The following is a 24,366-nucleotide window of genomic DNA, read 5'->3' on the forward strand; positions in this document are numbered from 1 at the left end:
AGTTGGTCATTGGTGCGGAATGTCTGATGGTTCTCCGTCACGATCTGCTGGTTCCTTCTCCTGCAGAAGGCTGTGCTTTGTTGCTCGGACAGGAGGCGCATGGCGCTCTGGATTCAGCGTCAGACCAATGGCATGTGCAGTTGATTTGGCCTTGCAGAAACATGGTGGGTCAGCGCGAACATGATCGTTTTGAGATTGACCCCCGTGAACAGATCGCCGCTCAACGTTGGGGGCGCGCCAAAGCATTGACAGTGCTTGGAAGTGCCCATTCCCATCCGGGAGCTTCAGTCGTGCCCAGTCGAAGAGACCGACTCTGGGCTGGGAGCTCTGGACTGATGCTGATCATGGGACCCAACGATGCTTTGGCGGCTTGGTGGTTGGATGTGGTCGCACCCCATTGCACTCTCGCCGCTGTGCATCCGCTGCCGATTCGAGTTGTGGGGGAGACTTCTTGGCAGTCTTGTCCAGGAGATCCTGGGATTCGCCATGACTGACGCGGGGGGTGCTCCTCAGCTAAGTGGAGAGGAGAGGTCCAGATACGCCCGTCACATCACCCTCCCCGAGGTGGGCGTTGAAGGACAGCAACGTTTAAAAGCTGCTTCTGTTTTGTGCATTGGTGCCGGTGGATTGGGTTCCCCACTTCTGCTCTACTTAGCGGCTGCAGGGGTTGGTCGGATCGGGATTGTGGATGACGACCTTGTTGAGCCCTCCAACCTTCAACGTCAGGTGATCCATGGCACTGGAACGGTGGGGCAGGCCAAAACGTCATCGGCGCGCGCTCGAATTGAAGACCTCAATCCCTTTTGCCGGGTTGAGGAGCATGGCTTTCGCTTGTCGGCAAGCAATGCGCTTGCGCTGTTTGTTGCGTACGACGTGGTGGTTGATGGAACGGATAATTTCGCCAGCCGCTATCTGATTAATGACGCCTGTGTGTTGACCAAGAGACCGTTTGTTTATGGCTCAGTCCAGCGCTTTGAAGGGCAGGTCAGTGTGTTCAATCTGGGGCGCCAGTCCCCCGACTATCGCGACCTCGTGCCGGAGCCGCCGCCGCCAGGCCTCGTTCCTTCCTGTGCTGACGGAGGAGTGATGGGCGTGATGCCTGGTTTGATTGGCCTGATTCAGGCCGCTGAGGTAGTCAAGTTGATCACAGGAATTGGGACTCCTCTCGATGGCCGTTTGCTGTTAGTGGATGGCTTGTCGATGCGTTTTCGAGAGCTCACGTTGAAACGAAGCCCCAATCGCGCCGCCATCGACAAGCTGATTGACTATCAAGCGTTCTGTACGGCCGGAGGTTCGCTCTCCGGGGAGACGTCAAAGACAATGAACAGTATTTCTGTGGTGGAGCTCAAAGCCAAGCTGGATCAGGGAGGTGATTTGGCGTTGATCGATGTTCGTAATCCTTCAGAAGCGGAGGTTGCTGTGATCCCTGGCTCTGAACTGATCCCCTTGGCCACTCTGGACCGCGAGGAGGTGATCGAGCGAATCAAGACCATCGCAGCGAGCAAAACGGTTTATGTGCACTGCAAACTGGGAGGGCGTTCGGCAAAGGCAGTGGAATTCCTCGCCAACCACGGCATTGATGCGGTCAACGTGCAAGGGGGGATTGATGCCTGGTCAGAGGAGATCGATCCTTCCGTTCCGCGCTATTGAGCGCAAAGATTAGTAGTCAACACCGCGCTTGAGATCAACGCCTTGCTCGGCATAGTGCTTGTGGCACACCATCTCTGAATGGACGCTTGCAAGGTCGAAATAGGCCGGCTGGTGTTTGCACCGGCCGGTAATGATCACCTCCGTCTCTGTGGGCTTACGGAGCAAGGCTTGAACGATGGGTTCAACCGGCAGAAGCTCGAGATCCACTGTGGGGTTCAACTCATCGAGAATCACGGTTTTGTAGAGCCCACTCGCGATCGCAGCTCTGGCGATTTCCCAGGCGCGTTCTGCTTCTACGTAGTCGATGGGTTGTTGCTGGCCACGCCAAACGATGGCATCACGCCCTGAGCGAAGGTGATCGACCAAATGGGGATAACTCTCACGCAACGCTGCGATCGCGGCGTCTTCTGTATACCCACTTCCTCCTTTGAGCCATTGGAGGATCAGTACGCGATGGCTCTTGTCCTGGCTGATTCCTCTGCCGATCGCTTGCAGCGCTTTGCCAAGGGCACTGGTTGATTTTCCTTTCCCTTCTCCGGTGTAAATCTCAATGCCGCCTGCCGTGACAAACGAGAGCGCTGCGTTGTTATTCACCTCGGGACGTCTGTGAGCGCGCATCTCAGAGTGCAGGTCTGCGATCTTCACTAATGGACGCGGAGCACCACGCCCGGTGACGATGATTTCCATGCCTTCCGGTCGGCTCTTTAGCGACCGAATCACATCTTCGGTTTCCAGTAAGCCGAGATCGAGCACTGGATTGAGTTCATCGAGAACGACGACGGAGTACAAAGCGCTTGCAATGGCACCTTTGGCGATATCCCAGCCCCGTTGGGCTTCCTGTCGGTCGAAACGTGTGGCTTCATCCACACTGAAATAGTCTCCTCGGCCCGTTCGAACCTGATCGATTAAGTGAGGGAAACCTTGTTGTAGAGCTTCGATGGCTGCGTCTTCGTCGTAAGCCCGCCCTGGTCCCTTCAAAAAGCGCAGCAACAACACCCTGGTGCGCCGTTGCTCGCAGATCCCAAGTCCAATGGTGCGCAGCACAACTCCTAAGGCTGCTTGGCTTTTGCCCTTGCCCTCGCCGTCGTACACGTGAAGTTGGCCAAGGCTTCGCTCGCGGCTATCAGCAGCTGTGACGATTCCGACGCCGCGATTGCTGCGAGCACGGCTGGCTTGTGACGTACCGGATGAGACTGCATCCATTGGCGGCGAAAGGATGAGTCTTCTTACGCTGGGAGCATACAGAGTTTTGAAGCGAAGACAGTGACCAATGGGATGTTCCGCCAGCTCGAATCATTGTCAGAGCTGGAATGTGATGTCTTGACTCGGTTGCGTGATTTCTTGGCGGCGCAGAAGCATGTGTGTGTGGCCTACTCGGGTGGTGTTGACAGCAGCCTCGTTGCCGCGATTGCTCATGAGCAGCTTGGTGAACAGGCCTTAGCGATTACCGGAGTCTCTCCTTCCCTAGCGCCCCATCTCCTGGTTGAAGCGCGCCAGCAGGTGGCCTGGCTTGGGATGCGGCATCAGGAGGTGTCAACCCTTGAGCTTCAGGATCCGAGTTACACCAGTAATCCTCAGGATCGTTGCTACGCATGCAAGCGAGAGTTGCATCGCCATCTCGCTCCGATTGCGTCTGAAGCTAACGGCGCTCTCGTTCTTGATGGGGTCAATCACGATGATCTCGGAGATCATCGTCCTGGGATTGCGGCGGCGAAGGAAGCTGGTGTTCGCTCTCCTCTGGCTGAACTTGGCATCACGAAGGCGACCGTTCGCCGCTTGTCTTGGGCGCTTGGTTTCCCTTGGTGGGATAAGCCTGCGCAGCCTTGCCTTGCCTCCCGTTTTCCCTACGGAGAATCAATCAGCAGTGAACGCCTTCAGCGGGTGGGACAGGCAGAAGCCTGGTTGATTCAGCATGGATTTGATCAGGTTCGGGTGCGTAGCCACGGACTGGCGGCTCGGGTGGAGGTCCCAGAAGAGCGAATTGCCGATCTTTTACAGCCCTTACTGAGACGTGAGCTGGTGAAAACCCTTCTCAGCCAGGGTTTCACTTCGGTGAGTGTGGATGTGGAGGGGCTGGTGAGCGGCAAGCTCAACCGCATTTAGACGTTCGATTAAACATCGACTTCGTTACGACTTTGGCGCTGGTTGCCCGCTCTGAATAGTTTTTATCAAGACGAATTCTGTCTTGTGGCACTGCATCAATCCAGTCATCATCTCCATGACAGTGAGGAGCAGGCCATGGTTGATGCCATGCTCTCTCCGCTGCCAAAACATCATTTCCCAGGAGTAGGGCGTGAGGGAAATTCCACAGTGCAACTTTTGAAAGAAGAGTTGCTTCTTGATGGAAATAGTAAGCAGAACTTGGCCACATTTTGTCAGACCTATCAAGCGCAAAGTGCGATGGAGTTGATGACTCTGGGAGTGGATAAAAATCTGATCGATAAAGATGAATATCCTCAGACGGCGGAGCTTGAGAGTCGCTGCGTTTCAATGATGGCCGACTTGTGGAATGCCCCTGGTGCCGCCGTTGGATGCTCCACCATTGGCAGTAGTGAAGCGGCCATGCTTGGAGGGATGGCCGCGAAGTGGCGATGGCGCAAACGTCGTGAGGCGGCAGGCTTGCCAACCGATAAGCCCAACATGGTGTGCGGAAGCGTGCAGATCTGCTGGAAGAAGTTTGCGCGTTATTGGGATATTGAAATGCGTGAATTAGAGATGCTTACCGGCGAGTTGTGCATCAGCCCTGAGCGTGTTCTTGAGGCCGTAGATGAAAACACGATTTTTGTAGTACCCACTCTTGGGGTGACGTATCACGGTCTTTACGAGGACATTGAGTCGATCAGCAAGGCTTTGGATGATCTCCAGGCTCGTACAGGTCTGGATGTGCCGATTCACGTGGATGCGGCAAGTGGTGGTTTTCTTGCTCCGTTCTGTGCACCCGATCTCCCTCTATGGGACTTTCGCTTGGAGCGGGTGAAATCGATTAATGCTTCAGGCCATAAATTTGGTTTGGCGCCCCTTGGTGTTGGCTGGGTGCTCTGGCGCCACCAGGAGGATCTACCTGATGAGCTTGTTTTTCATGTGACCTATCTAGGTGGGGACATGCCCACGTTCCAGATCAATTTTTCAAGGCCTGCGGGTCAGGTGATTGCTCAATATCACGAATTTGTGCGTTTGGGGCGAGAGGGCTATCGCATGCTCCATATGGCCAGTCATGCCAATGCCCAGTACTTCGCGGACAAATTAGGGGAGATCGATCTTTTCCAAATCATCCATGACGGTGCCCCTGACCAGGGCATTCCTACCGTGGTTTGGACTCTGGATGACAATTCGAAGCCTGGCTTCAACCTCTATGACTTCGCCGATCGGTTGCGGATGCGGGGCTGGCAGGTGCCTGCCTATCCGTTTACGGGCGAACTTGAATCCACAGCCTTCCAGAGGATCTTGGTGAAGCGAGATTTCACTCGTGACATGGCTGACTTGCTTCTGGAAGACATCCGGCAAGCCATTGCACATTTTCAAAAACACCCGCTTACAAGCAATCTGCTCGCCACAGAGGCGGCGTCTTACAACCACCTCTGAAACGCAGTCCTGCAATCAGGCAGCGATTGGTATGGCCGGCATGCGCTCGGTTGTTCCAAGCGTTGCCGGCGTCTCCCGTAAGAAGCTGCGCAGGGCGTGACGACCAGCCGCTAATTCTTCGCAGAGCACCTCACAGGCTTTCTCCGGCATGGTGTGGTCACCACAGGTGAAAACATCCACGGCTGCATAGCCGTTTTCAGGCCAGGTGTGGATAGAGATGTGTGATTCAGCCAGAAGTGCCAGACCTGTCACCCCTTGGGGTTCGAAGCGGTGGGTGATCAGGTTGAGCAGAGTTGCACCAGCACGTTGGGCTGCTGTCGTGATGGTGTGCCTTAGAAAAGTTTCGTCGTCGAGCTTCGTAGGATCGCAGTCATAGAGCTCGAGAATGCAGTGTTTACCAACCATGTCGGTTGCACTGGTGTCGGTTGCACTGCTGTTGGTCGTGCCACTTTTGATCGCGCCGGAGCTGAGGTCTTGCGTGCGCTCTGAAGTCGCCCATCCCGGGTTGGGGTGCAGGCTGGACAAGGACTGCTCCATCAAGATTCTTCATGCAAATGGCCCGCGACCTTACCGCGACACGGACTGTGATCTCAAGCTGTCGGCATCGAGAATCTGCGACTGCTCACGCCAGCCGCCTTCAAATGCGTCGAGATGGGTGGCACTGACAAGGCATTGATGGTTTTTACCCACGGCCTCTAGCAGGGCCAGTTGGCGTGTGGGATCGAGTTCGGCTAGTACATCATCGAGCAAAAGAAGAGGGGGTTCGCCGCAGAGTTCACCGACCAGTTGTAACTCCGCCATCTTCAAAGCCAGCACCAGGGTGCGTTGTTGGCCAGAGGAGCCGAAGCGTCGTGCGGCAGTTCCATTGATCTGCATTTCGATTTCATCGCGATGAGGACCAACCCGGCAGCTCCCTAAACGTTCTTCTTCGCTGCGTTGTGCGCGGAGCTGTTGCTCAATCGCAAGTCGCCAGGATTCTTCCTGCTCGTCTCCGATCAATGCACTGCCGGGGGTGTAGCGAAGCTGGAGATGCTCTCGACCCTCACTCAGTCTTTCTTGCCATGCAGCAGCTAGGGGCTCTAAACGGGCAAGGGCTCGGAGACGCCTGCGATGAATACGCGTGCTCACTAAAGCCATTTGGCTATCAAAGCTTTCGAGGAGCGCCTGCGGTTCCATGCCGGAATACAGACCTCCCCGCCGCCAAAACTGTGCGCGTTGCCTCAACAAACGTCCGTAGCGACTGATGAGATCGGCGTAAACAGGCTCAAGTTGAAGGACAACACGATCGAGCCACTGCCGGCGCAGCGCTGGCTCGCCTCTCACAAGATGCAGGTCAAGAGCGCTGAAGCCCACACAGCGTAGAGGACCAATTAAATCCAGCTGTCGTTGAAGTGGTTTCCCATTGCGCTTGGCTTGGCGTCCGCCGCGGCGACGCAGTTCAAGTTCAAGGATCTGCTGGTCTGCGCAGGTTGCCCTCAGCAGTGCACGGCTGGAATCCCAATGGATGAGATCTCCGTCCTGACTGGAACGGTGTGAGCGCAGGCTTCCGAGGAGCTCCACGGATTCCAGCAGGTTTGACTTGCCAACGCCGTTGCTACCGATCACCAGGAGGCGTGGTGCTTCGATCTCCAGCTGCAGGTTGCTGTGGTTGCGAAAGGCCTGCAGTTGAAGCTGGAGAAGCCGAATTGGTCCGAATGCGTCGTGTCGCTAAGGTACTTGGATCGGCTGATTTTGCCGATCAATACCGGCAGCTGTCGCGGCAGCCGCAGGGGCATGTAGCTCAGTTGGATAGAGCATCAGATTCCGGTTCTGAGGGTCGGGGGTTCGAGTCCCTCCATGCTCGTAATAGTTCAGGCTCCAGCCTTTATCGGAGCCTCAAGCCCATGGCGCGAATCCCGCCAGGGTCAAGGATAAACCCTTGTTTTTTCAATCCCTCAAGTGCAATTGCGGGTGCGGAGATCGAGATGCTGCATCCTGGCAATTCTTTTTTTAAGCGTGCAAGGGCGTGATACAACAAGGCGTTTAGTAGCGCGTTCTGGTCGTCGCCAGGACAGGCGGCGAGGTTCCAGAGATTGGCATTTAAGGCCAGGTCGCTCGTGGCTCGAATGAAGCCAACCAGCGTTTGATCGCGCTCGTCGACGATGCTGAGCTGCCAGAGGCTGCGACTAAGAGCTAAGGACCAACGCTCCTCGGGATGAGTGGGCTCACCGCATGAGATCAGCAGCGCGTTGATTGCCTCACCGCTCGGATGGGGCTCAGTCTGCAACCGGTAATGGGCAGGCAGTCTTGGTGCAGCGGCTTGCTGCCGGAAGGGAAGCGGTGACACTCAGCCTGTATTGCGCATGCCTGCAGCGATGCCGTTGATGGTTAGAAGTGCACCGCGCAGGAGCTCGCTACGGCTGTAGGTGCGTCCGTCTCCGTCGCTGCTGGGCGATTCACTCATGGGTGGTTGACGGTTTTGATCTCTCAGTCGGCGCAACAACGCAACTTGAAGAAAACCAAGCGGAACGATCGTGCGATTGCGTAGATCAACCGAGAGCTGCAGGGCGGGATCGGCATCAAGAAGCCTCTCCTGGCCTGTGATGGCCAACACAAGCTCCTTCGTTCGTGCGTATTCCTCGGCCACTGTCGTGTAGATCTGTTCAAACGCTTCGTGGTTCTCAGCACTGCCCAAACTGGTCACGTAATGACGCGCTAAATCAAGATCCACCTTGGAGAGGGTCATCTCCACTTTGGAAATCAGCATGCGGAAGAAAGGCCAGCGCTGATGCAAGGTGCGCAACAACGTGAGTTGGTCTGGATCGGCCTCCAGCTCTTCACTAAGGGCTGAACCAACTCCAAACCAGCTGGGGAGTAGGAAGCGGCTCTGGGTCCAACCGAACACCCAGGGAATGGCCCTCAGACTGGAAAGGTCCCGAGCGCCTGTTTTCCTTCGTGCGGGGCGACTGGAAATCTGCAGTTTGCTGATTTCCTCGATGGGAGTGACCTGTTGGAAAAAGGCGACAAGTTCAGGGTTGTCGTGCACCAAGGCCCTGTAATGGCGCCGTGAGCTCTTGGCGACCCGGGACATCAATTCATTCCAGCTCGGTGTTGCATCGAGTTGGTTGGTCACCAGGCTGTTTTGGACAACTGCGGTGGTTACTGTCTCAAGGTTGTAGAGGGCCAGCTCCGGCAAGCTGTACTTCGAGGCCAGGACTTCGCCTTGCTCCGTAATTTTGATGCGTCCCTGCAGAGTGCCACTTGGCTGAGCCAAGATCGCTTGGTAGGCCGGGCCACCACCACGCCCGACGGACCCGCCACGCCCGTGGAATAAACGCAGGGCAATGCCCTGACGAGATGCCAAATCTTGCAAGGCGATCTGGGCTTGATGGATCTCCCAGTTGCTGGAGAGAAACCCTGAATCCTTATTGCTATCGGAGTATCCGAGCATGAGCTCTTGTAGAAGCAGCCCCTGGGTGCCGACTTTGGGCAACAAATCTCGATAGAGGGGGGTCTGGAACAGTTGCTCCATGACCTCAGGAGCCTTCTGGAGATCTTCCACGGTCTCGAACAGTGGGACGACAAGGAGGTCGGCATGGCGGGATGATGGATCAACCAATCCCGCTTCTTTTGCGAGCAGAAGGACCTCGAGTAAATCGGAGACGCTGTGACTCATCGAGATCACGTAGGTTCCGCAAATACGGCTGCCGAATTCATCCTGCAAACGGTGCAGCATCCGGAACACGTCCACCGTTTCAGCTGTTGCCGCAGACCAGCTAACAGCCGGTGGAATCAAGGGACGACGCGTTTGCAATTCCTCCATCAACCAGGCCACCCGCTCCGCCTCGTCCATCTCTCCGTAGGCACGATCTGGATTGATGTAACGGCTTATTTCGTCGAGCGCATCACTGTGTCGCGTGCTTTCTTGCCGGATGTCGAGACCTGCTAGTGAAAACGCAAAAATGTGCACTTGCGTGAGCAGGGTGTCGAGGGGTTCACAGCTCAGATCTGTGTTGACCAAACTGGTGCGGATCAGTTCGAGCTCGCTACGGAACTCAGCAATCGAGCCGTAGTGAAGAGCATCACCTGGGGCGTTACCTGGAGTACTAGATGGCAATCCTTCAGGTGGGGTTCGCCAACCAGCATCAGCCAGTTGCTGGTTGCGCAACTGTGTGAGACGTAAGCGCTCAAGCACGAAGCTGAGCTTGAGCCGATAGGGCTCAAGCCGGTATCGGGTGGCACGCTCCTCATAGACATCTGGGAAGCGCAGTCGGTCCATTTCCAAGGATTCGAGCAGTGGAGCACTCACTTGGCTCCATTGCATGGAAATGCTGAGTTGATTGCGAAGGTGTTGCACGGCACTGACGTACCGCTCAAGCATTAGTTGGCGCTGATAACAGGCTGTACGCCAGGTGATTTCAGTGGTGACGGATGGATTCCCGTCTCTGTCGGATCCCACCCATGATCCAAACGTGCAGAACGATGAAGAAGGAACCCTCACGTCTGGATAGCTGGCAGCAAGAGACGCGACGATCCGACGCCGCAGCTGCGGCATGGCATTGAACAGAACCTGCTGGAAATAATGGAGGGCGTAGTCCACTTCATCCAGAACCGATGGCTTGAACTGATGGAGCTCATCGGTTCTCCACCAAAGCCGAATCTCTTCTTCAAGTTGAAGTCGCACGCTGTCCGCAGCCCCTGAGGGTGTCAGTGGCTGCGTTTCAAGTTGCTGCAGGAGACTGGCAACGCGTCGCTGTTTATGGCGCACGGTATGGCGCACGATCTCCGTGGGGTGGGCTGTGAAGACCAAACGGATATCGAGTTCTTGGAGCAGGTTCTCAAGCTGGGCTGGGGGAACGTTGAGTCGTCTCAGGCGCTCAAATAATTCTCTAAACGTTGCCGGTTCGGTCTGGGTGGCTAAAGGCGGGGCAAAGGGATCGAATTGCTCTGCCTGGTCCTGGGATCGATTAATGCTCTCGAGGTAGGTGTCCTCTTCGATGCGTTGTTCGAGGATGTTGACGAGCTGGAAATACAACGAGAAAGCTCTTGCGGCAGCGATGGCCTCGGCAAGATCCATCTCCTTAATGAGATCAATCAGTGCATCGGTTCCAGCTGGATGCTCGCCAGGAAGGACCGGATCACTGAGCTGCTTCATGCTCAGAAGTCGCTCGGCCTGCTCCGGTGGACATTCGCTGCGCAGAACCGTTCGCCACAGGTCTTCAACCAGAGCAAGACGTTGCTGCAGGAGCTGTCCTCCACCCGCTTCGTTGCCATCAGCCCTGGGCTGTGTGCTCTCAGGAATCAGGGCTGAGGACGAATGCATCGATGGGAAACCGCTATCAGATGGAATCATGATCATCCCAAAGCGTCAGCGAGGAATCGGTCGACCGGCTGTTCTTCCTGTTCCATCGCAAGAATTCCAGTGCGGAATTCGTCTTCAAGGCTGCGTCCACTCTCGATTCCTTTGAGCCAACGCATGGCTTGATTCCCTTCCGCGAGAACCACTTCGAGAGGAGACAGGCAAGATGCAAGGCCAAGCTCGTGCGCTACAGGCATCACGGCATTGATCATGTACTTGAGCCAGTCACGACATAACCGTTGGCGACCATCACGCCAGTCATGCAACTGCGCATCGAGGCTATGCCTGGCAGCAGCGGCATCATTGCGATCGCTGAGCACCATGAGCTGGTCGGCGCTCAGGTCACTTGCCTTGAAGGGGTCGAGTTGATCGGGCTCCCGAAGCAACATCAACACGCGCAGTTCCATCAGGGCAGTAATCGCCAGCAGCAGATCTGGATTGGTGACCAAATCGCAGATCCGTAGCTCGAGCCGGTTGAGGTCAAAGGGCCGCTGTGGACCATTGGGACGGACGGACGTCCACAGATGACGCACGTTGTGCATGCGCCCCTCCACCAGCTGGGTGTCAGTCCATTCCACGAAATGCTCTAAATCGCGAAACAAAGGAACGTGTTTGGGAGTGAGGGGGAATTGCAGCCAACGTTGTGAGTGAGCGCCGGTGATCTGGCGGTTGAGAAAGGGTGAACTAGCGCTCAGAGCAAGCAGAAGGGCTGCTTCACAACGCACAAGCCGAAGAGCGGGAAATAAATCGGCCGGTTCACTGATCCCCAAGTTGATATGGATGCTGGCTGTGACGACCGTGGTGCCATAGGTGGCTTCGATTAGGTCGTGATATGGGTCGTTTGGATTGGATCGTTCAAATCGCGTGGCATCTCCCAAGGTGAGAGTGCTGCCTGGGAGCAAGGTGAGATCACGTTCTGCAAGCCAAGTTCGTAGGCGCCGGCGCGGGGCCAGAAGGGCTTCTTTGAGTTTTCCATAATCGGATTCAGGCTCTGTGATGTATTCCAGATTGCGGTGGTCGGGCTCCACGCAAAATTCAGTGAGATCCTGCTTGACCAGCTCTGCTACACCAACGTTTTCACCGGTGCTTCGACCGGTGAACAGCTCCACTTCAAATCCTTTGAGTCTGAGTTTTTGGATCATGACTTCGCATCCTCAAGGCAAGCGAGAGCGGTGAGCATGGCGCGGGCCTTGTTCAGGGTTTCTTGATACTCAGAAGCAGGGTCGGAATCGGCGACGACGCCAGCGCCGGCTTGCACTTGAATCTTCCACCCCCCCTCAGGGTGAGGACGGACCACCATCGTGCGAATGGTGATAGCCGTGTTGAGGGCGCCGGCTAGATCTACAGAACCGTAGACGCCGGAGTAAGGCCCTCGAGCATCGGGTTCTAACTCATGGATCAGCTGCATGGCCCTGATTTTTGGCGCGCCGCTCACCGTTCCCGCCGGGAACGAGGCCATCAGCAAATCCCAGATGTCTCGACCTTGAGCCAAGCGTCCTTCGACTTGGCTCACGATGTGCATGACATGGGAGTAGCGCTCGATCACCATCAGCTCTTTGACCTCCACCGTGCCAGCGGTGCAAACCCGGCCTAAGTCATTGCGTCCAAGGTCCACCAACATCACGTGCTCCGCCCGTTCTTTGGGATCAGCAAGCAGATCGACTTCAAAATTTCGATCTTCCAGTTCATTGCGCCCGCGTGGGCGCGTGCCGGCGATGGGCCTCAGGCTGGCACGAATGCCTCCTTGGTCTGGTTCGGCCTTGACCATGACTTCAGGGCTTGAACCGATCAGGTACCAATCTCCGAAATCAAAAAAGGCCATGTAGGGGGATGGATTGACCATCCTTAAGCTCCGATAGACCTCTAAGGGGGGCTGAGAGACGCGAGTTTCCAGACGTTGGCTAATCACGAGCTGGAAGGCGTCTCCTGCGGCGATGTGTTCTTGAGCCGTGGCAACGGCTTGTTGATAATCCTCAGGAGATCGATTGCTTTCTGTTTCTGGTGTAGGCCTCGCCGCAGGCTTCCAGCGCAGAGGACGCACCTGAGGCAGAGGTGATGCCATTTGGTTTTCAAGCGCATGGATGCGACCCATGGCACCATCCCAGGCTTGATCTGCGGTTTTGGCCGCGGCCCTTGTACCGCTCAAATCTCCGTAAGCGACTGCCGTGATCAAACGCTTCACTTGATCGATGATCAAGATGCTGTCCATCAACATCCAAACGCCGTCAGGCGGAGCGTTCTCGTCGGCTTGATGCACTGGAACGCTGGGTTCGATCCAACGGATGAGCTCATATCCCCACATCCCATACAGCTGCCCAAGAGGTGGCAGGCCTGGAAGAGAGACCGGCTTATAAGCATTGGTGCATTCTCGAAGCACCTCTAGGGGATTGCCTTGAAAGCTCTCTTCGTGGCCATCTCGCCAGCGGCGCGTCAGAGCGTCCCCTCTGGCTGAGAGTGTCCACAGGGGATCACAGGCAATCACACTCCATCGTCCAAGGTTCTCGCCACCTTCGACGGATTCGAGTAAGACACCGGGCGGATGGCCTTCACCGACCTTGAGCCAGGTGGTGAGAGGGGTTTCCAGATCAGCGGGCCAGCTATGGGCGACGGGAATAAACGTGGCCCCGCAGCGGGCGGCTTCAAAAAAGGCGGAGCGGTCGGGGCTGAGCATGAGGTGATTGTCGCAACCGACCGCTGGGCATCATGGCCAAACGCTGATCAGGAGTCGAATGTGTTGCGACCGCTGAACTTGATGCTGGAAGGCTCGACATTCGCGCCGATTCTTCTTGGGTTATGGCCAACCATGGGCCGTCCCTCATTCACTTTCTCTGAGAAGACGCCATCCAATGGATGCAGGAACTCGGTGTCGCCACCAGGGAAGATCCGATAGATCTTGAAGTCTTCGATCCTGGGCTTGAATTTGGTGCGGAGTTGGGTGCCCAAGGCCAAGCACTGTTCTTTGCGAGCGAAATACATGATGTTTTCGCCAGAAGACATCACCGCGGCTCCACCTGTGGGGAGTTCGAAGGCTTGCTCGCTCTTACTGGTCCAGGTGATGGCGTACTTTTCTTCCGTTTCAGCGGAATTGAGCAGGCCGCCGGTGCTGCCGATGTACTGGGGGAGCTGACCGGTTAAGGCGGATGCTGTCATAGCGGTCCTCGAAATTCGGCATGCCGTGATGCCAAAAAATTAGCATCGCGGTTAGGGCCTGATCGCCCTTCTGACCTGGAAACTTCATACCCGTCAACAATGCGGGGCTAACGGGAAAAATACGGTCAAACCGCGATCTCGTCGCTGGGTGAGTCGCCCTCCTAGCCGGGCCAGTAAGCGCCGGGTCGCGGTCTGACTGAGCTGCAAACTTCCCGTGTCTGGATTCCAGCTCAGTACGGGGCCAAGCTGGGCGATGGGTTCTGGACTGGCGACCGCCTCTCCACGTTCTGCAGGACTCTGACCGTGCAGTTGCAACTTGAGGCGAGCTCCAGCGGGTTGAAGGGTGAGCAAGAGCTGGCTTCCACTGGGCAGACCTCGACTGCAACGATCCACCAGGCCTCCGAGCATTGGTTCCAGGCGACTTGGATCACTGAGGACGGAAGGAAGGTTGCTGGCAATTGAAAGGCTCAGCTCAATGCCCCGTCGCTGGAGCTGCTGTTCCCACGAGGGCGTCAACAGACTGATCATCCTGCCTAGATCAGTCTGAGCCAAAACAGAGGGACCTTCTGGTTGGCGTTGTAGTTCTGCCGCTTGAAAGATCAGGCCGAACCGATCAATTTGTTCGCTGCATTCGGTATCGATCATTTGAAGGCGCTTGATGGCTGTCTCTGGTAAGTCATTGCGCCGCAGCAAAGATCGGATCAGGGTGCGAATTGTCGAGAGAGGTGTCCGCACTTCGTGGGCGATTGCTTCAAGCAAGGACAACTCTTCATCGGCTTTATTCGCCGCCGATCCCTGTTCACTCGTCGTTTGTGGCTGCTGATGGCTGTGAGCGGGAGCTGATGTTGACGCCTGCAACGTCACGGTGGGGGCCATGCTCGCGAGTCGCGCGGCCAGGGTTGGCCAGAACGTTTGGCCTAGGGCACTGCTGCTTTCAAGAGGGCCAAGCGCCTCGAGGGCTTGATGAAGAGCCAGTGCTTGATCGGGGGCATCCAGTTTCAGCCTCTGTTCGATCAGGCCAAGCACGCTGCCAAGGGTCTCAGGCTCACTGCGCATGAGCAACTGCCGTTGGCTTGATCCTCCATGAAGGGCTAGGGCGATTTGCACTTTGGCTGTGATGACCACCAAGAGCGGGTCATGGCTGTCGCTTTCGTGAAGCGGCAAGCGTCTGAAGGTTGATGTGTGTAAGCAATGGGTTGTGCTTGCATGACTCTGGCGAGCTCTTGAGAGGTCTGGAGGCAGGAGGCTTGTGCTGGGCGATGTGAGGGCTCCGAGTGCCTCAGGTGCCCAGACCCAACCTTGCAGGCAGTTCAGAAGTTGGGGGGCATAGAGAGCTGGTAGGGGGGCCGCAAGCCAAATACCAGCCGGTGCTTCTTCGTTCTGGAGGAGCGTTTCTTGAAGCGTTTCCAACGCAGCCCACCACATGCGCCGCGCCGTCGAGTCATCGGAGCATCCCGTGCTCACTCCCTGAGCCATCTGTTGGTGAATGCTCTGGAGCAACATCACTGGCTCATCGGTTCAGGGACCGTTTGGAGCGCCTCGACACCGAAAGACACAGTCCTAGGGCTAAGAAATTCACAACCATTGCGCTTCGGCCATAACTCATAAACGGAAGGGGGATGCCAGTAACAGGACCAAGGCCAATGGTCATGAAGATGTTCACGACAACTTGAAACATCAGCATGGTGGCGACGCCAATCACCACGAGCGATTCGAAATCTGAACGGCTTTGCCCGGCCACCTGAAGCAGGCGGCCCATCAACAGTGCAAATCCGATAACAACCAAAATCGTGCCTAAGAATCCAGTCTCTTCTCCCAGAGCACTGAAGATGAAGTCGGTGTGCTGTTCAGGAATAAAGCGCAATTTAGTGAGTTGCCCTTGTAGCAGCCCCATCCCGAACAAGCCTCCCGATCCAATGCCAACGGTGCTTTGCAGCAGGTGGTAGCCGCCTCCGAGGGGATCTTTTGCTGGGTCAAGAAACAGCACGAGGCGATCACGCTGATAGTCCTGCAAGCCGTGCATCCACAGCCAAGGGGTGACGAGGGCCGCAGCAGATTGCACGATCATCACCAGTGCAAGCGCCACCCGTTTCCATGGCAACGATCGGTAGGCAATGATCATCGTTAACGGGACCCAGGCAGCCAGTCCCCAGGGGAACAGTCCCGCGAGCAAGGCCGTAGCGAGGGGAGAGAGCAGCAGCATGAGCCACTCAATCGGCATGCCCGACCAATAGAGCATCGTGAGAAGTAGAGCCCCAAACACAAGCGATGTTCCGAGGTCGGGCTGGATGAATACCAGTAACCAAGGAATTGAGATGATTCCTAACGGACGCAGAAGATCGACAGGTCTTTCGACAGGGTGCCGATCGAGCACCGCCGCCAGCAAAAGAATGGCCGACAATTTTGCGAACTCTGACGGTTGCACGTGCACCCCGCCAATGCTGAGCCAGCGTTGAGCGCCCAGCGCAGTAGTGCCGATTAAGCGAACGGCGACCAGGCTGATCACCGTGATGGCGTAAATCGGAATCAGCAGTGGTTTCAACCGCAGCAATGGAAGCCTGGCTGTCACCAGAGCGATGACAACTCCGACAGCGGCCGTGATCCAGTGGTGATACCAGTCGGCGTAATCCGCTTGGCGCTGGGTGCTTGCGATCAAGAGACCCGCCACCATCACCATGGCGAGGGGGACACCCCATAACACCGGTTCCTTGAGTCGCCAGCCTTTGCGTTGCCGGTTGAGGGTGAACAGGCCAGGTTCACGACTTATCGGGCCCATTTTCATGCTCAGCTGATCGCCTGAAGGCTGTTGCTAACGGTCTCAGCCAGCTCTCTAAAGGCCTGCGCACTTGCGGAGTCGGGATGGCTGATGCAAACGGGACGGCCTTGATCACCTCCCTCTTGCACGGACATTTCCATCGGGATCTGGGCCAAGAGAGGAACGTCGAAGGCTTCAGCCAATGTTTGTCCACCTCCTGATCCAAACAGGGCATAGGTCTTGTCGGGCTGATCTGGTGGGATGAAGGCACTCATGTTCTCGACGACACCAAGAACCGGGACCCCCATCTGAAGAAACATGGCTAAGCCACGCCTGGCATCCTGCAACGCCACCTTTTGTGGAGTGGTCACAATCACCACTCCAGCCATTGGAACGGCCTGTGCAAGCGAAAGCTGGGCATCGCCAGTTCCGGGAGGAAGATCCACAACCAGGACATCGCGCTCGCTCCAGTTCACTTGATACAAAAACTGTCGAATAATCCCGTTCAACATCGGTCCGCGCCAGATCACCGGTTGGTTTTCCTCGATCAATAACCCCATCGAGACCACGGCAACTCCGCAGCTTTCCAGTGGGATCATTTGCTGATCATCACCAGATCCACTGACTTCAGGGGTTTGATCAGCAACGCCAAGCATGATCGGAGCGTTAGGCCCGTAAATATCGGCATCGAGCAAGCCAACACGGAGTCCCTGTTTTGCCAGTGAGCAAGCGAGATTGACCGCCACTGTGCTTTTGCCGACTCCTCCTTTCCCACTGCTTACGGCAATCACCTGTTTGACACCAGGGATGGGCTGCCGTTCAGCTGCTTGGCCATGACCGGCTTGACCTATTCCACCTTGAGACGGTGGGGGTGGGGTGCCAATTTCAATTTGGACATCTTGAATGGATTCAAGAGCTAGGAGGCGTTCTCGTGCTTCAGCGACGATGCGGTCCCGTTGCCCTTGGGCAAAGCCAGGGAGATTGAGACGGAGCACCGCCCGGGGTGGGTCAACGCGTACGCGATCCAGCCAACCGAGATCCACAACAGATCGATTGCTGCCTGCATCCACAATCCCTTTGAGCAACTCAGCTGCCTGTTCTGCTGTGGCCATGCATCTGTTGCTTTGGAGTGGATCCTAGGGGCGTCGCCCATGACAGTCCTTCACACATGCTTGTCGGGACCGGTGTCAGGCTGAAATGGTCGATTGATTGTTGATCGCCTTTTTATGGTTCGCTCTTTACTCAAGCGCCTCAAGGGCAAGATCTTGCTCTCCTCGGATGCCACGGGGGAGCGACCACCGACTGATTCCCGCGCGCGAGCCCGCGCGCTGGTTCAGGGCCTTCAAAATGAAATATGCGCTGGTCTTGAGCAACTGGATGGCAACGCCCATTTCCAGGAAGAGAGTTGGGATCGTCCAGAAGGTGGTGGCGGGCGCTCGAGGGTGATGACCGAAGGACGGGTGTTTGAACAGGGAGGGGTGAATTTTTCTGAGGTGCACGGCAAAGAATTGCCACCATCGATCCTTAAGCAGCGGCCTGACGCCAAGGGGCATCCCTGGTTCGCAACGGGAACATCGATGGTGTTGCATCCGCGCAATCCCTTCATCCCGACCGTTCACTTGAACTATCGCTACTTCGAGGCGGGCCCTGTTTGGTGGTTTGGAGGTGGTGCTGATCTCACGCCTTTTTATCCATTTCTTGAGGATGCCCGTCACTTCCATCGAGAGCACAAGCGGGCCTGTGACTCCATCGATCCCAAGCTCTACACGGTGTTTAAGCCTTGGTGCGATGAATATTTTTTCCTGAAGCACCGCAAGGAGACAAGGGGCATCGGCGGGATTTTCTACGACTACCAAGACGGCAGTGGTCGTTTGTATCGGGGGCAGGATCCAGAGGGGCCTGCGGCGCGTCAAGCCGCTGAGATCGGGTCATGTCGCCTCGGTTGGGATCAGCTGCACGATCTTGCGCGGGCCTGTGGACAAGCCTTCTTGCCTGCTTACACGCCGATTGTGGAGAAGCGCAATCCGCTTCCCTATGGAGAGAGAGAGCGTCAATTTCAGCTCTACCGCCGTGGCCGCTATGTGGAATTCAATTTGGTGTGGGATCGGGGCACGATTTTTGGACTTCAGACCAACGGTCGTACTGAATCGATTTTGATGTCTCTTCCGCCGATGGCCCGCTGGCAGTACGGCTACCGAGCCCCAGAAGGATCACGGGAGGAATTACTCACTGATCTGTTTACCCGTCCGCAGAATTGGTTTGAGGATCCGACCCTTGAGGACCGTTGCCGCCCTCATCAGGCGATTGATTGACGCCTTTCTCTAAAGCATCCACCACGCGTAGCGCCAAACAATCGATCGTTTGGCGTTGGGTGTTGGGATTGCGGAGCTTTTGCTCGAGTGGTGGTTCCAGCATTCCAATTTCGAGAATGCCGATTCCCCGTCGGGGCCCGCCTAATCCACCTCGGAACAATCTGGGGAAGCGCCCAAAGGCCTTGCCAAGACTTTCATCAATCGTGTTGAGGGGTCTGTTAAGTGCAGGAATTAAGCCTGAGCCGAATCCATAGGGGCTATAGGCATCGAAGTGAATTTCGAGGATGTAATCGCCTTTGGCTGAACGCACCCTCGCTTGCGACCAGTTGGTCTTGGGGTGGTTGTTATTCCGGATCGTGAGAGCCGGTGGGTTGTAGGCACTGATCTTGAGAGCTCTTGCTTTCCCCAGACGAACCACTGCCGCTTGAACCTTCAAATTCCAATACAGCTCGTCGCGCATGCGTGCATCCATCGGCGCTTGCCTTTTCATGCCAACGGCAAATCCAGGGGTGCCTGCACTGTCCATCCCTTGGGAGTCGGCATGCCCAGCCATGACGACAATCGGGGAGTTTTTCGCCATGGGGGTGGTTCCTACCCAGCGGCCAGGCTTACGGGTCCTAGCCCCTAATAAAGGGTCAGGGTTGGCCGGGGTTGGGCAGACCGGTTGTGGTGGAAGAGTGCCGTCCGACTTCGCAGCGGCGCTGCCTTGCATCAAGAGGCTCTGCTCTTTTGCCTGAGAAAGAACCTGGGCGACCATGGACAGCAGGATGACGCTGATCGGGATGGTGACCCGTTTGCGTTGCATCCAGGCCGGAATGGGGGGCATGGGTTTCAGATGGGGGAGGAGAGCAAGGAGCCATCACTGGCGAGTTGAAGGGGCTCCCCTAAAGCAAGCTCAAGAGCGATCAATTCGTCCCTATGCGCGCGAAGCCTGAGGGTGCTGCCTTCTTGGGGCGATGGTTCTATTAAACGGATTTGGATCCCCTCCTGACGCGCCGCCCGTCGGCTGTAAATCCAACCGGCGAGAGGCCCAAGCAGGACGAGCGCGACCGGCCACCATCCGAGCGATGGGTTGAGCTCTCGCAGCACCAGTCCAAGACAACCTGCACCAACCCCGCCCAGGATGGAGAGCAACACCGCTAAGGGGTTACTGGAGGCCACACGCCCGCGATATTCGAGCAAACAACGCTCAGCATCGCCGCCATCGCGAATCCAGCCGCGACTCTCGAGCCATGCGCAGAGGCCTTCCATCACTTCAAGTGCGGGGCGCGGCGAGTGCACCTCCACCACTGTGGTGCGATCTTTGCTGGCGGCTCGCAAGAAGAAAACCAGTCCAATCGCCAGCAGCAGAGTCAGCAACAATGTGGACGTCTGTGTGGTTGGCATCCGCCGCGCTTGGTCTGTAATCCACCTGTTCTAGGTGGTAACGGGGTCATGTTCGTGGAGCCAGCGATGCCATGGTTCCATTAACCGCTCAGCCTCAGCTCTGGCTTCGTCATGGAGATGGAGCATGCGGCGAGGACGGCCGCGGCTTGGGCAACGCTTGCTGTAGCAATCGAGCAGTTCTTGCTGATTCAGAAAATCAACGGCCTGGTGCAGAACGGTTTCAGAAACGCGCAACTGTGGGTGTTCCCGTTGCAATCTTTGGAGCAGTCCAGAGGGGTAGCTGTCGTGTTGAAGCAGACAGTCCACGATCCAGCACACCGCAAGTTCGAGATCTAAGAACAGTGGCGGTGGTTGCTGAAAATAATGTTCGATATCGGCCAGGCAGTTGTGAGTGGCGTTGCGACGGTGGAGCATAAAGCCGATCGATCTCAGATTGGTCTAGCTCGGTCTCGGTTTGATTTTCAAGCCGCGAATGGGAAATCATTCTGCGTGCGGACAAGCGGTCAAAGTGGAGAGCTGCGTCCCACGTCTCTATTGCCATGACTGACCTCTCCGCACAGCCTCGAACGTTTGCTGTTTTCGATGGCGATCTTGATGCGGACTGGGCGGATCGCTACAGCCATGCCACCGCTTTGGCCGTGGATACGGAAGCCATGGGTTTAATTCACGGACGGGATCGTCTCTGCCTGGTTCAAATCTGTGATGCCGAAGATCAGGTGTCTTGTATTCGCATCGCTCTGGGGCAAACAGAGGCTCCACGCCTTAAAGCGTTGATGGAGCGGGCCTCGATTGAAAAAGTGTTCCACTTCGCCAGATTTGATGTTGCGGCGCTTGCAACCGGTTTGGGCATCAGAGTAAATCCCATTTTCTGCACCAAGGTGGGGAGCCGATTAGCCCGCACCTACAGCCCGCGCCATGGTCTCAAAGAGGTGGTGATGGAGCTAGTGGGTGTGGAGCTGGATAAGCAGGCCCAAAGTAGTGATTGGGGGCGTGTGGATGAACTCAGTGAGACACAGCTCGCCTATGCGGCTAATGATGCGCGCTACCTACTGCCAGCCCGAGACCGCCTGAAGGAGATGTTGCAGCGTGAGGGACGGTGGGAGTTGGCCGAGCGTTGCTTCGCTTGCATACCAGTGATGTCCGATCTCGATCGCTTTCGTTTCACCCAGACGTTTGAACATTGATGACCTCAACGTTCTGCAGCCCTTGTTGATCTAGACATCAATCCTCCAGCATGAATTTTTCGTCCAGGGGCTCTGCTTCGAGCAAGCGGTCGAGGACTTGCCCCTGATCGTGTTCTCCCTTTGAACGTTCGTTTTGTGCGTCTGTAAGCAGGGTTGCGGCCACCTCTTTGCGAGAGGTCAAATCTTTGGCACCTTGCTTGCTTGCGGCGAGTTCAACTCTGCGGCGCGCTGATGACTGGCTGATGCCAAGGTGGGTGGCCAATTCCGCGCAGAGCCTGAGGTAGTCATGGTCCTGAATCGCGGGCATGGCTGAAGGACGATTGCCTCTCAGTATCCGTGGCCGAGCGGCAGTTGAATCAGAACTCGCTTCGCGATGGCTTCACCGCCCCCGGCAGGGCCCATGCGTTGGCGACCTCTTTGACCCATTTTCAATCTCAGGGAAGGATCCTCGAGGAGCTGCTTCAGGCGTGTGTTGAGCTCATGGCTCGATTGACAAGAACGCACAGCTCCACCGAGCAAGCGACTTTGGCGTTTTGCAAATCCTTGGGTGAACTGAGGCCCCTTTCCTGGGAGGGAGAGAGCGGGAATGCCCAGCCCTACGAGTTGTTCGGTGGCTGTTCCTGCCGTTGCCACGCCCACCTCAGCCCATGGAGCCCAGCGGTCGAACTGACCGGGTCCCAACAAGACAAGAACATGCCCCTTCAGCCAGCAGGCTCCTGCCCGCAAGGCATCACTGGGTGGCGGACTGGATCGAAACCCTTGACGCTTGAGTTCTGACCCAAGGGATTGAAGGCCTGGCGTGCTGCCAAGCGCAACCAGCACGGCAATCGGTCGGTCGCTGGGCAACGGTGCCAACCCGAGCAGCAAACGGCTGAAGTTGCGCTCTGCTTCTGGCATTCGGCTTCCGCAAAGCAGCAGGATGCGCCTGCAGCGATTCAGGCTGGCAGGGGCGGTTGCGTTGCTCAACCCATCCATCATCGGATTGCCAGGGGCTTCGGCGCGGACCCCGTGTCTGCGTAGCCCTCGAGCGGTTAAGCGGTCACGGGTTACCACCAAACGGCAGCGTTTGTTGCGCATGAGCAGCCACTCCCAGGGATCCCATTCGCTTCCCTTAAGAGCGTGATAGTTGTCGCTGAGGTGACGACCAGGGCCGCTGGACCAGGTGTAATCACTTTTTGGGGTGCCAACGAAGCCGAAGGGGCGTCCCGAACCCCACGCCATCAAGAGCGGTAGCAGGTCTCCCACAGCAAGGACGGCGTCGATTTCTGATCGGTGCTTGCGCAGGCATCGCCATTGCTGCCAGGTGAGAAGGGGTAGTCCGGCGATTAAATCCGCAAGGAGGCCCCGCAGACTTTGATTGCTAAAACCGCCGCTTGGAAGCGGCGCAGAGGGTCCAATTTGTTGAACCCAGCCTTGTTCCGTGGCGGTCCGGAAGCTTCCCCCTGTTCCCACGAGAGGTAACACCTTCAGTGTTAGTTGCGGACGTTGGTTGCGCAGTGCCTCGATGATCCTCAAGGCGATGAGGTCTTCCCCGTGTCCATTGCTGATGATGAGCAAAGACCCTGAACCCTCGCTGATACGATCCGTTTGTGGAGTTGACGCTCCCTGAACGGCGGCATGGCCAAGTGGTAAGGCAGAGGATTGCAAATCCTTTATCCCCAGTTCGAATCTGGGTGCCGCCTTTGAACTCAATAGGCCCGAAAGGGTTCTTTTTATTGTTTTGCGTATCCCCACGCTACGCAAAATCCTCAATTTTTTTGCTCAGAATCTGTCTCATTTGGGATGAATTGTGGTCTTGTCGTTTGAGGGTTTTTCAGGAGCTTGCGCCTCTTCTCCTTTCAGGCATCTTCCCAGATCTTCGTGAGCTGAAAGTGTTGATCTTGCGATTGGCTTGTGTCTCCTCAGAGGGCTGCGATGAGGTCAGGGATGGCGGTTTGGCTTAAGGAAGAAGCTCTTGTGAATAACGCGCTGGAGGACATGGGGCAAGCAAAAAAAAGGCCCCAGGAGAGTTCGATCTCCTGAGGCCTGAGTCGTTCTCATGCGACCACCCCTTTCTACGTGAGTGGCTGAGTATTTGTGCTTACGGAATGCCGTCAATTGGGGTTCGGTTGTCCTAGCGGCTGAGTGGTCGTTGAGGGTTTTCGGTATCAAAATAAATGCACTTTGACAGGCGGATTGGGTGAAAAATATTAGGACTAGGGTTCATATTTTGCTTGGGGAAGGGGAAAGTGGTCGAAAGAGCACATTCGTTGTCAAAGCGATTGGTGTTTTGATTGTCTTTTCAATAGTTCTGGCAATTCTTGCGACAGAGCCAGTGATTCGTGGCCCTCATCTTGATCTTTTGGCAAAATTAGATCTCGTTGTTGCAATCTTGTTCCTGGCAGAATATCTTTTCCGTCTGTGGATTGCACCGCTAAGAGATGGGGCTCGTAAGGGATTGCGAGGAGCTTTGGACTTTGCAATCACTCCAATGGCAATTCTTGATCTTGTCGCGATTGCGCCAACGATTCTGGGTTTTATTACTCCTGAGCTCTATCTTCTTCGCGTGATTCGTCTTGTGCGAATTGGAAGAATAGGGCGTTCTAAGCGTTTTCAGAAAAGCGTAAGGCATTTCAATCATGCCATCGCATCGAAGAAGGAAGAGCTGCAAATTTCGGCAATTTATTCAGCTGTGGTTATTAGTCTTAGTAGTGCTTTGATGTATTTGGTTGAGGGAAGTGTTCAGCCTGAGCAATTTGGTTCCATTCCCAGGTGTCTGTGGTGGTCTGTGATTACCGTAACAACGGTTGGCTATGGCGACGTGTCTCCAGAAACTGCAGCGGGAAAGATTGTTGCTGCAATCACGGCATTGTTTGGCATTGCAGTCATCGCTATTCCTATCGGAATTGTTTCGTCTGGCTTTACCGATTCTTTGAGTTTGGAAAAAGCGAATTTAGATTCCAAGAATGGTTGAGCCCCTTGCTGATGAGCTGTCTCGAATCGTGAGGCTTTTGGGGAGGGCTCTAAGGG

23 protein-coding genes and 2 tRNA genes are annotated in these 24,366 nt (G+C 56.1%); 9 read left to right on the top strand and 16 right to left on the bottom strand.

The features are described from left to right. Window positions 1–26 precede the first annotated feature (26 nt). Window positions 27–494, top strand: coding sequence for a M67 family metallopeptidase (locus SynSYN20_RS02455; RefSeq protein WP_255476336.1), 468 nt, complete (start codon window positions 27–29; stop codon window positions 492–494). Beyond that, window positions 487–1,650: a molybdopterin-synthase adenylyltransferase MoeB gene (moeB, locus tag SynSYN20_RS02460; protein ID WP_186524596.1), complete on the top strand. Its 1,164-nt coding sequence runs from the start codon at window positions 487–489 to the stop codon at window positions 1,648–1,650. Before SynSYN20_RS02455 ends, moeB begins: the two co-directional genes overlap by 8 nt. A 9-nt stretch (window positions 1,651–1,659) precedes the next feature. Here the strand turns inward: moeB and SynSYN20_RS02465 are convergent, their stop codons facing one another. After that, complete coding sequence (locus SynSYN20_RS02465; protein ID WP_186524597.1) at window positions 1,660–2,853, bottom strand: cob(I)yrinic acid a,c-diamide adenosyltransferase; 1,194 nt, start codon at window positions 2,851–2,853, stop codon at window positions 1,660–1,662. A 72-nt stretch (window positions 2,854–2,925) separates the two neighbouring features. Between SynSYN20_RS02465 and larE the strand changes: the two genes are divergently transcribed. Both larE and SynSYN20_RS02475 read left to right on the top strand, forming a co-directional pair. Further along, window positions 2,926–3,753, top strand: a complete 828-nt coding sequence (gene larE, locus SynSYN20_RS02470; RefSeq protein ID WP_186525392.1) for an ATP-dependent sacrificial sulfur transferase LarE — start codon at window positions 2,926–2,928, stop codon at window positions 3,751–3,753. Window positions 3,754–3,837: 84 nt separating this feature from the next. Next, window positions 3,838–5,232 (top strand): glutamate decarboxylase, encoded by a 1,395-nt coding sequence (locus SynSYN20_RS02475; protein ID WP_186525393.1) that lies wholly within the window; start codon window positions 3,838–3,840, stop codon window positions 5,230–5,232. A 15-nt stretch (window positions 5,233–5,247) separates the two neighbouring features. Here SynSYN20_RS02475 and speD read toward each other — a convergent pair whose 3' ends face one another. Both speD and recF read right to left on the bottom strand, forming a co-directional pair. Beyond that, on the bottom strand, window positions 5,248–5,769 hold the full coding sequence (speD, locus tag SynSYN20_RS02480; RefSeq protein ID WP_186524598.1) for an adenosylmethionine decarboxylase: 522 nt from the start codon (window positions 5,767–5,769) through the stop codon (window positions 5,248–5,250). 30 nt (window positions 5,770–5,799) lie between these two features. Continuing rightward, complete coding sequence (gene recF / locus SynSYN20_RS02485; protein WP_255476408.1) at window positions 5,800–6,897, bottom strand: DNA replication/repair protein RecF; 1,098 nt, start codon at window positions 6,895–6,897, stop codon at window positions 5,800–5,802. 104 nt (window positions 6,898–7,001) lie between these two features. Between recF and SynSYN20_RS02490 the strand changes: the two genes are divergently transcribed. Next, a tRNA-Arg gene (locus SynSYN20_RS02490) sits at window positions 7,002–7,075 on the top strand. A 21-nt stretch (window positions 7,076–7,096) separates the two neighbouring features. Here SynSYN20_RS02490 and SynSYN20_RS02495 read toward each other — a convergent pair. The 8 genes from SynSYN20_RS02495 to SynSYN20_RS02530 form a co-directional block, all read right to left on the bottom strand. Continuing rightward, complete coding sequence (locus SynSYN20_RS02495) at window positions 7,097–7,558, bottom strand: N-acetyltransferase (protein WP_186524599.1); 462 nt, start codon at window positions 7,556–7,558, stop codon at window positions 7,097–7,099. Continuing rightward, window positions 7,559–10,570: a phosphoenolpyruvate carboxylase gene (ppc, locus tag SynSYN20_RS02500; protein ID WP_186524600.1), complete on the bottom strand. Its 3,012-nt coding sequence runs from the start codon at window positions 10,568–10,570 to the stop codon at window positions 7,559–7,561. After that, on the bottom strand, window positions 10,567–11,712 hold the full coding sequence (gene gshA / locus SynSYN20_RS02505) for a glutamate--cysteine ligase (protein WP_186524601.1): 1,146 nt from the start codon (window positions 11,710–11,712) through the stop codon (window positions 10,567–10,569). Before gshA ends, ppc begins: the two co-directional genes overlap by 4 nt. Continuing rightward, window positions 11,709–13,241, bottom strand: a complete 1,533-nt coding sequence (locus SynSYN20_RS02510) for an anthranilate synthase component I family protein (RefSeq protein ID WP_186524602.1) — start codon at window positions 13,239–13,241, stop codon at window positions 11,709–11,711. Before SynSYN20_RS02510 ends, gshA begins: the two co-directional genes overlap by 4 nt. 47 nt (window positions 13,242–13,288) lie before the next feature. Next, on the bottom strand, window positions 13,289–13,720 hold the full coding sequence (locus SynSYN20_RS02515) for a photosystem I reaction center subunit II PsaD (protein WP_186524603.1): 432 nt from the start codon (window positions 13,718–13,720) through the stop codon (window positions 13,289–13,291). Between the two features lie 93 nt (window positions 13,721–13,813). After that, entirely contained in the window at window positions 13,814–15,223 is a 1,410-nt protein-coding gene (locus tag SynSYN20_RS02520) for a sensor histidine kinase KdpD (protein ID WP_186524604.1), read from the bottom strand. Between the two features lie 7 nt (window positions 15,224–15,230). Then, on the bottom strand, window positions 15,231–16,502 hold the full coding sequence (gene rodA, locus SynSYN20_RS02525; RefSeq protein WP_186524605.1) for a rod shape-determining protein RodA: 1,272 nt from the start codon (window positions 16,500–16,502) through the stop codon (window positions 15,231–15,233). A gap of 2 nt (window positions 16,503–16,504) precedes the next feature. Continuing rightward, window positions 16,505–17,587, bottom strand: coding sequence for an Mrp/NBP35 family ATP-binding protein (locus SynSYN20_RS02530; protein WP_186524606.1), 1,083 nt, complete (start codon window positions 17,585–17,587; stop codon window positions 16,505–16,507). A gap of 114 nt (window positions 17,588–17,701) precedes the next feature. On the opposite strand from SynSYN20_RS02530, the gene hemF reads away from it, so the two are divergent. Beyond that, the gene (gene hemF, locus SynSYN20_RS02535; protein ID WP_186524607.1) at window positions 17,702–18,787 is read left to right on the top strand and encodes an oxygen-dependent coproporphyrinogen oxidase; all 1,086 of its coding nucleotides are present in this window, start codon (window positions 17,702–17,704) and stop codon (window positions 18,785–18,787) included. On the opposite strand, the gene SynSYN20_RS02540 is transcribed toward hemF, so the two are convergent. Genes SynSYN20_RS02540 through SynSYN20_RS02550 form a run of 3 tightly spaced genes read right to left on the bottom strand, consistent with a single transcriptional unit; the run spans window position 18,714 to window position 20,587 of the window. Next, window positions 18,714–19,613, bottom strand: coding sequence for an N-acetylmuramoyl-L-alanine amidase (locus tag SynSYN20_RS02540; RefSeq protein WP_186524608.1), 900 nt, complete (start codon window positions 19,611–19,613; stop codon window positions 18,714–18,716). The two genes, hemF and SynSYN20_RS02540, sit on opposite strands and share 74 nt — an antisense overlap. Before the next feature lie 5 nt (window positions 19,614–19,618). Continuing rightward, entirely contained in the window at window positions 19,619–20,173 is a 555-nt protein-coding gene (locus SynSYN20_RS02545; RefSeq protein WP_186524609.1) for a cofactor assembly of complex C subunit B, read from the bottom strand. 30 nt (window positions 20,174–20,203) lie between these two features. Further along, window positions 20,204–20,587: a helix-turn-helix transcriptional regulator gene (locus SynSYN20_RS02550; RefSeq protein WP_186524610.1), complete on the bottom strand. Its 384-nt coding sequence runs from the start codon at window positions 20,585–20,587 to the stop codon at window positions 20,204–20,206. A gap of 125 nt (window positions 20,588–20,712) precedes the next feature. Between SynSYN20_RS02550 and SynSYN20_RS02555 the strand changes: the two genes are divergently transcribed. Further along, entirely contained in the window at window positions 20,713–21,357 is a 645-nt protein-coding gene (locus SynSYN20_RS02555) for a ribonuclease D (protein ID WP_186524611.1), read from the top strand. Window positions 21,358–21,394: 37 nt separating this feature from the next. On the opposite strand, the gene SynSYN20_RS02560 is transcribed toward SynSYN20_RS02555, so the two are convergent. Together SynSYN20_RS02560 and SynSYN20_RS02565 are read right to left on the bottom strand one after the other, a co-directional pair. Continuing rightward, a complete protein-coding gene (locus SynSYN20_RS02560; protein WP_186524612.1) occupies window positions 21,395–21,664 on the bottom strand; it encodes a hypothetical protein in 270 nt (89 codons plus the stop codon). Between the two features lie 20 nt (window positions 21,665–21,684). After that, complete coding sequence (locus tag SynSYN20_RS02565) at window positions 21,685–22,914, bottom strand: lipid-A-disaccharide synthase-related protein (RefSeq protein WP_186524613.1); 1,230 nt, start codon at window positions 22,912–22,914, stop codon at window positions 21,685–21,687. Between the two features lie 54 nt (window positions 22,915–22,968). On the opposite strand from SynSYN20_RS02565, the gene SynSYN20_RS02570 reads away from it, so the two are divergent. Together SynSYN20_RS02570 and SynSYN20_RS02575 are read left to right on the top strand one after the other, a co-directional pair. Beyond that, window positions 22,969–23,039 (top strand) — tRNA-Cys (locus tag SynSYN20_RS02570). A gap of 497 nt (window positions 23,040–23,536) precedes the next feature. Further along, a complete protein-coding gene (locus SynSYN20_RS02575; RefSeq protein ID WP_186524614.1) occupies window positions 23,537–24,310 on the top strand; it encodes an ion transporter in 774 nt (257 codons plus the stop codon). Window positions 24,311–24,366: the final 56 nt, after the last annotated feature.

Origin of the sequence: Synechococcus sp. SYN20, from assembly GCF_014279555.1 — a bacterium.
Classification (GTDB): Bacteria; Cyanobacteriota; Cyanobacteriia; order PCC-6307; family Cyanobiaceae; genus Synechococcus_C.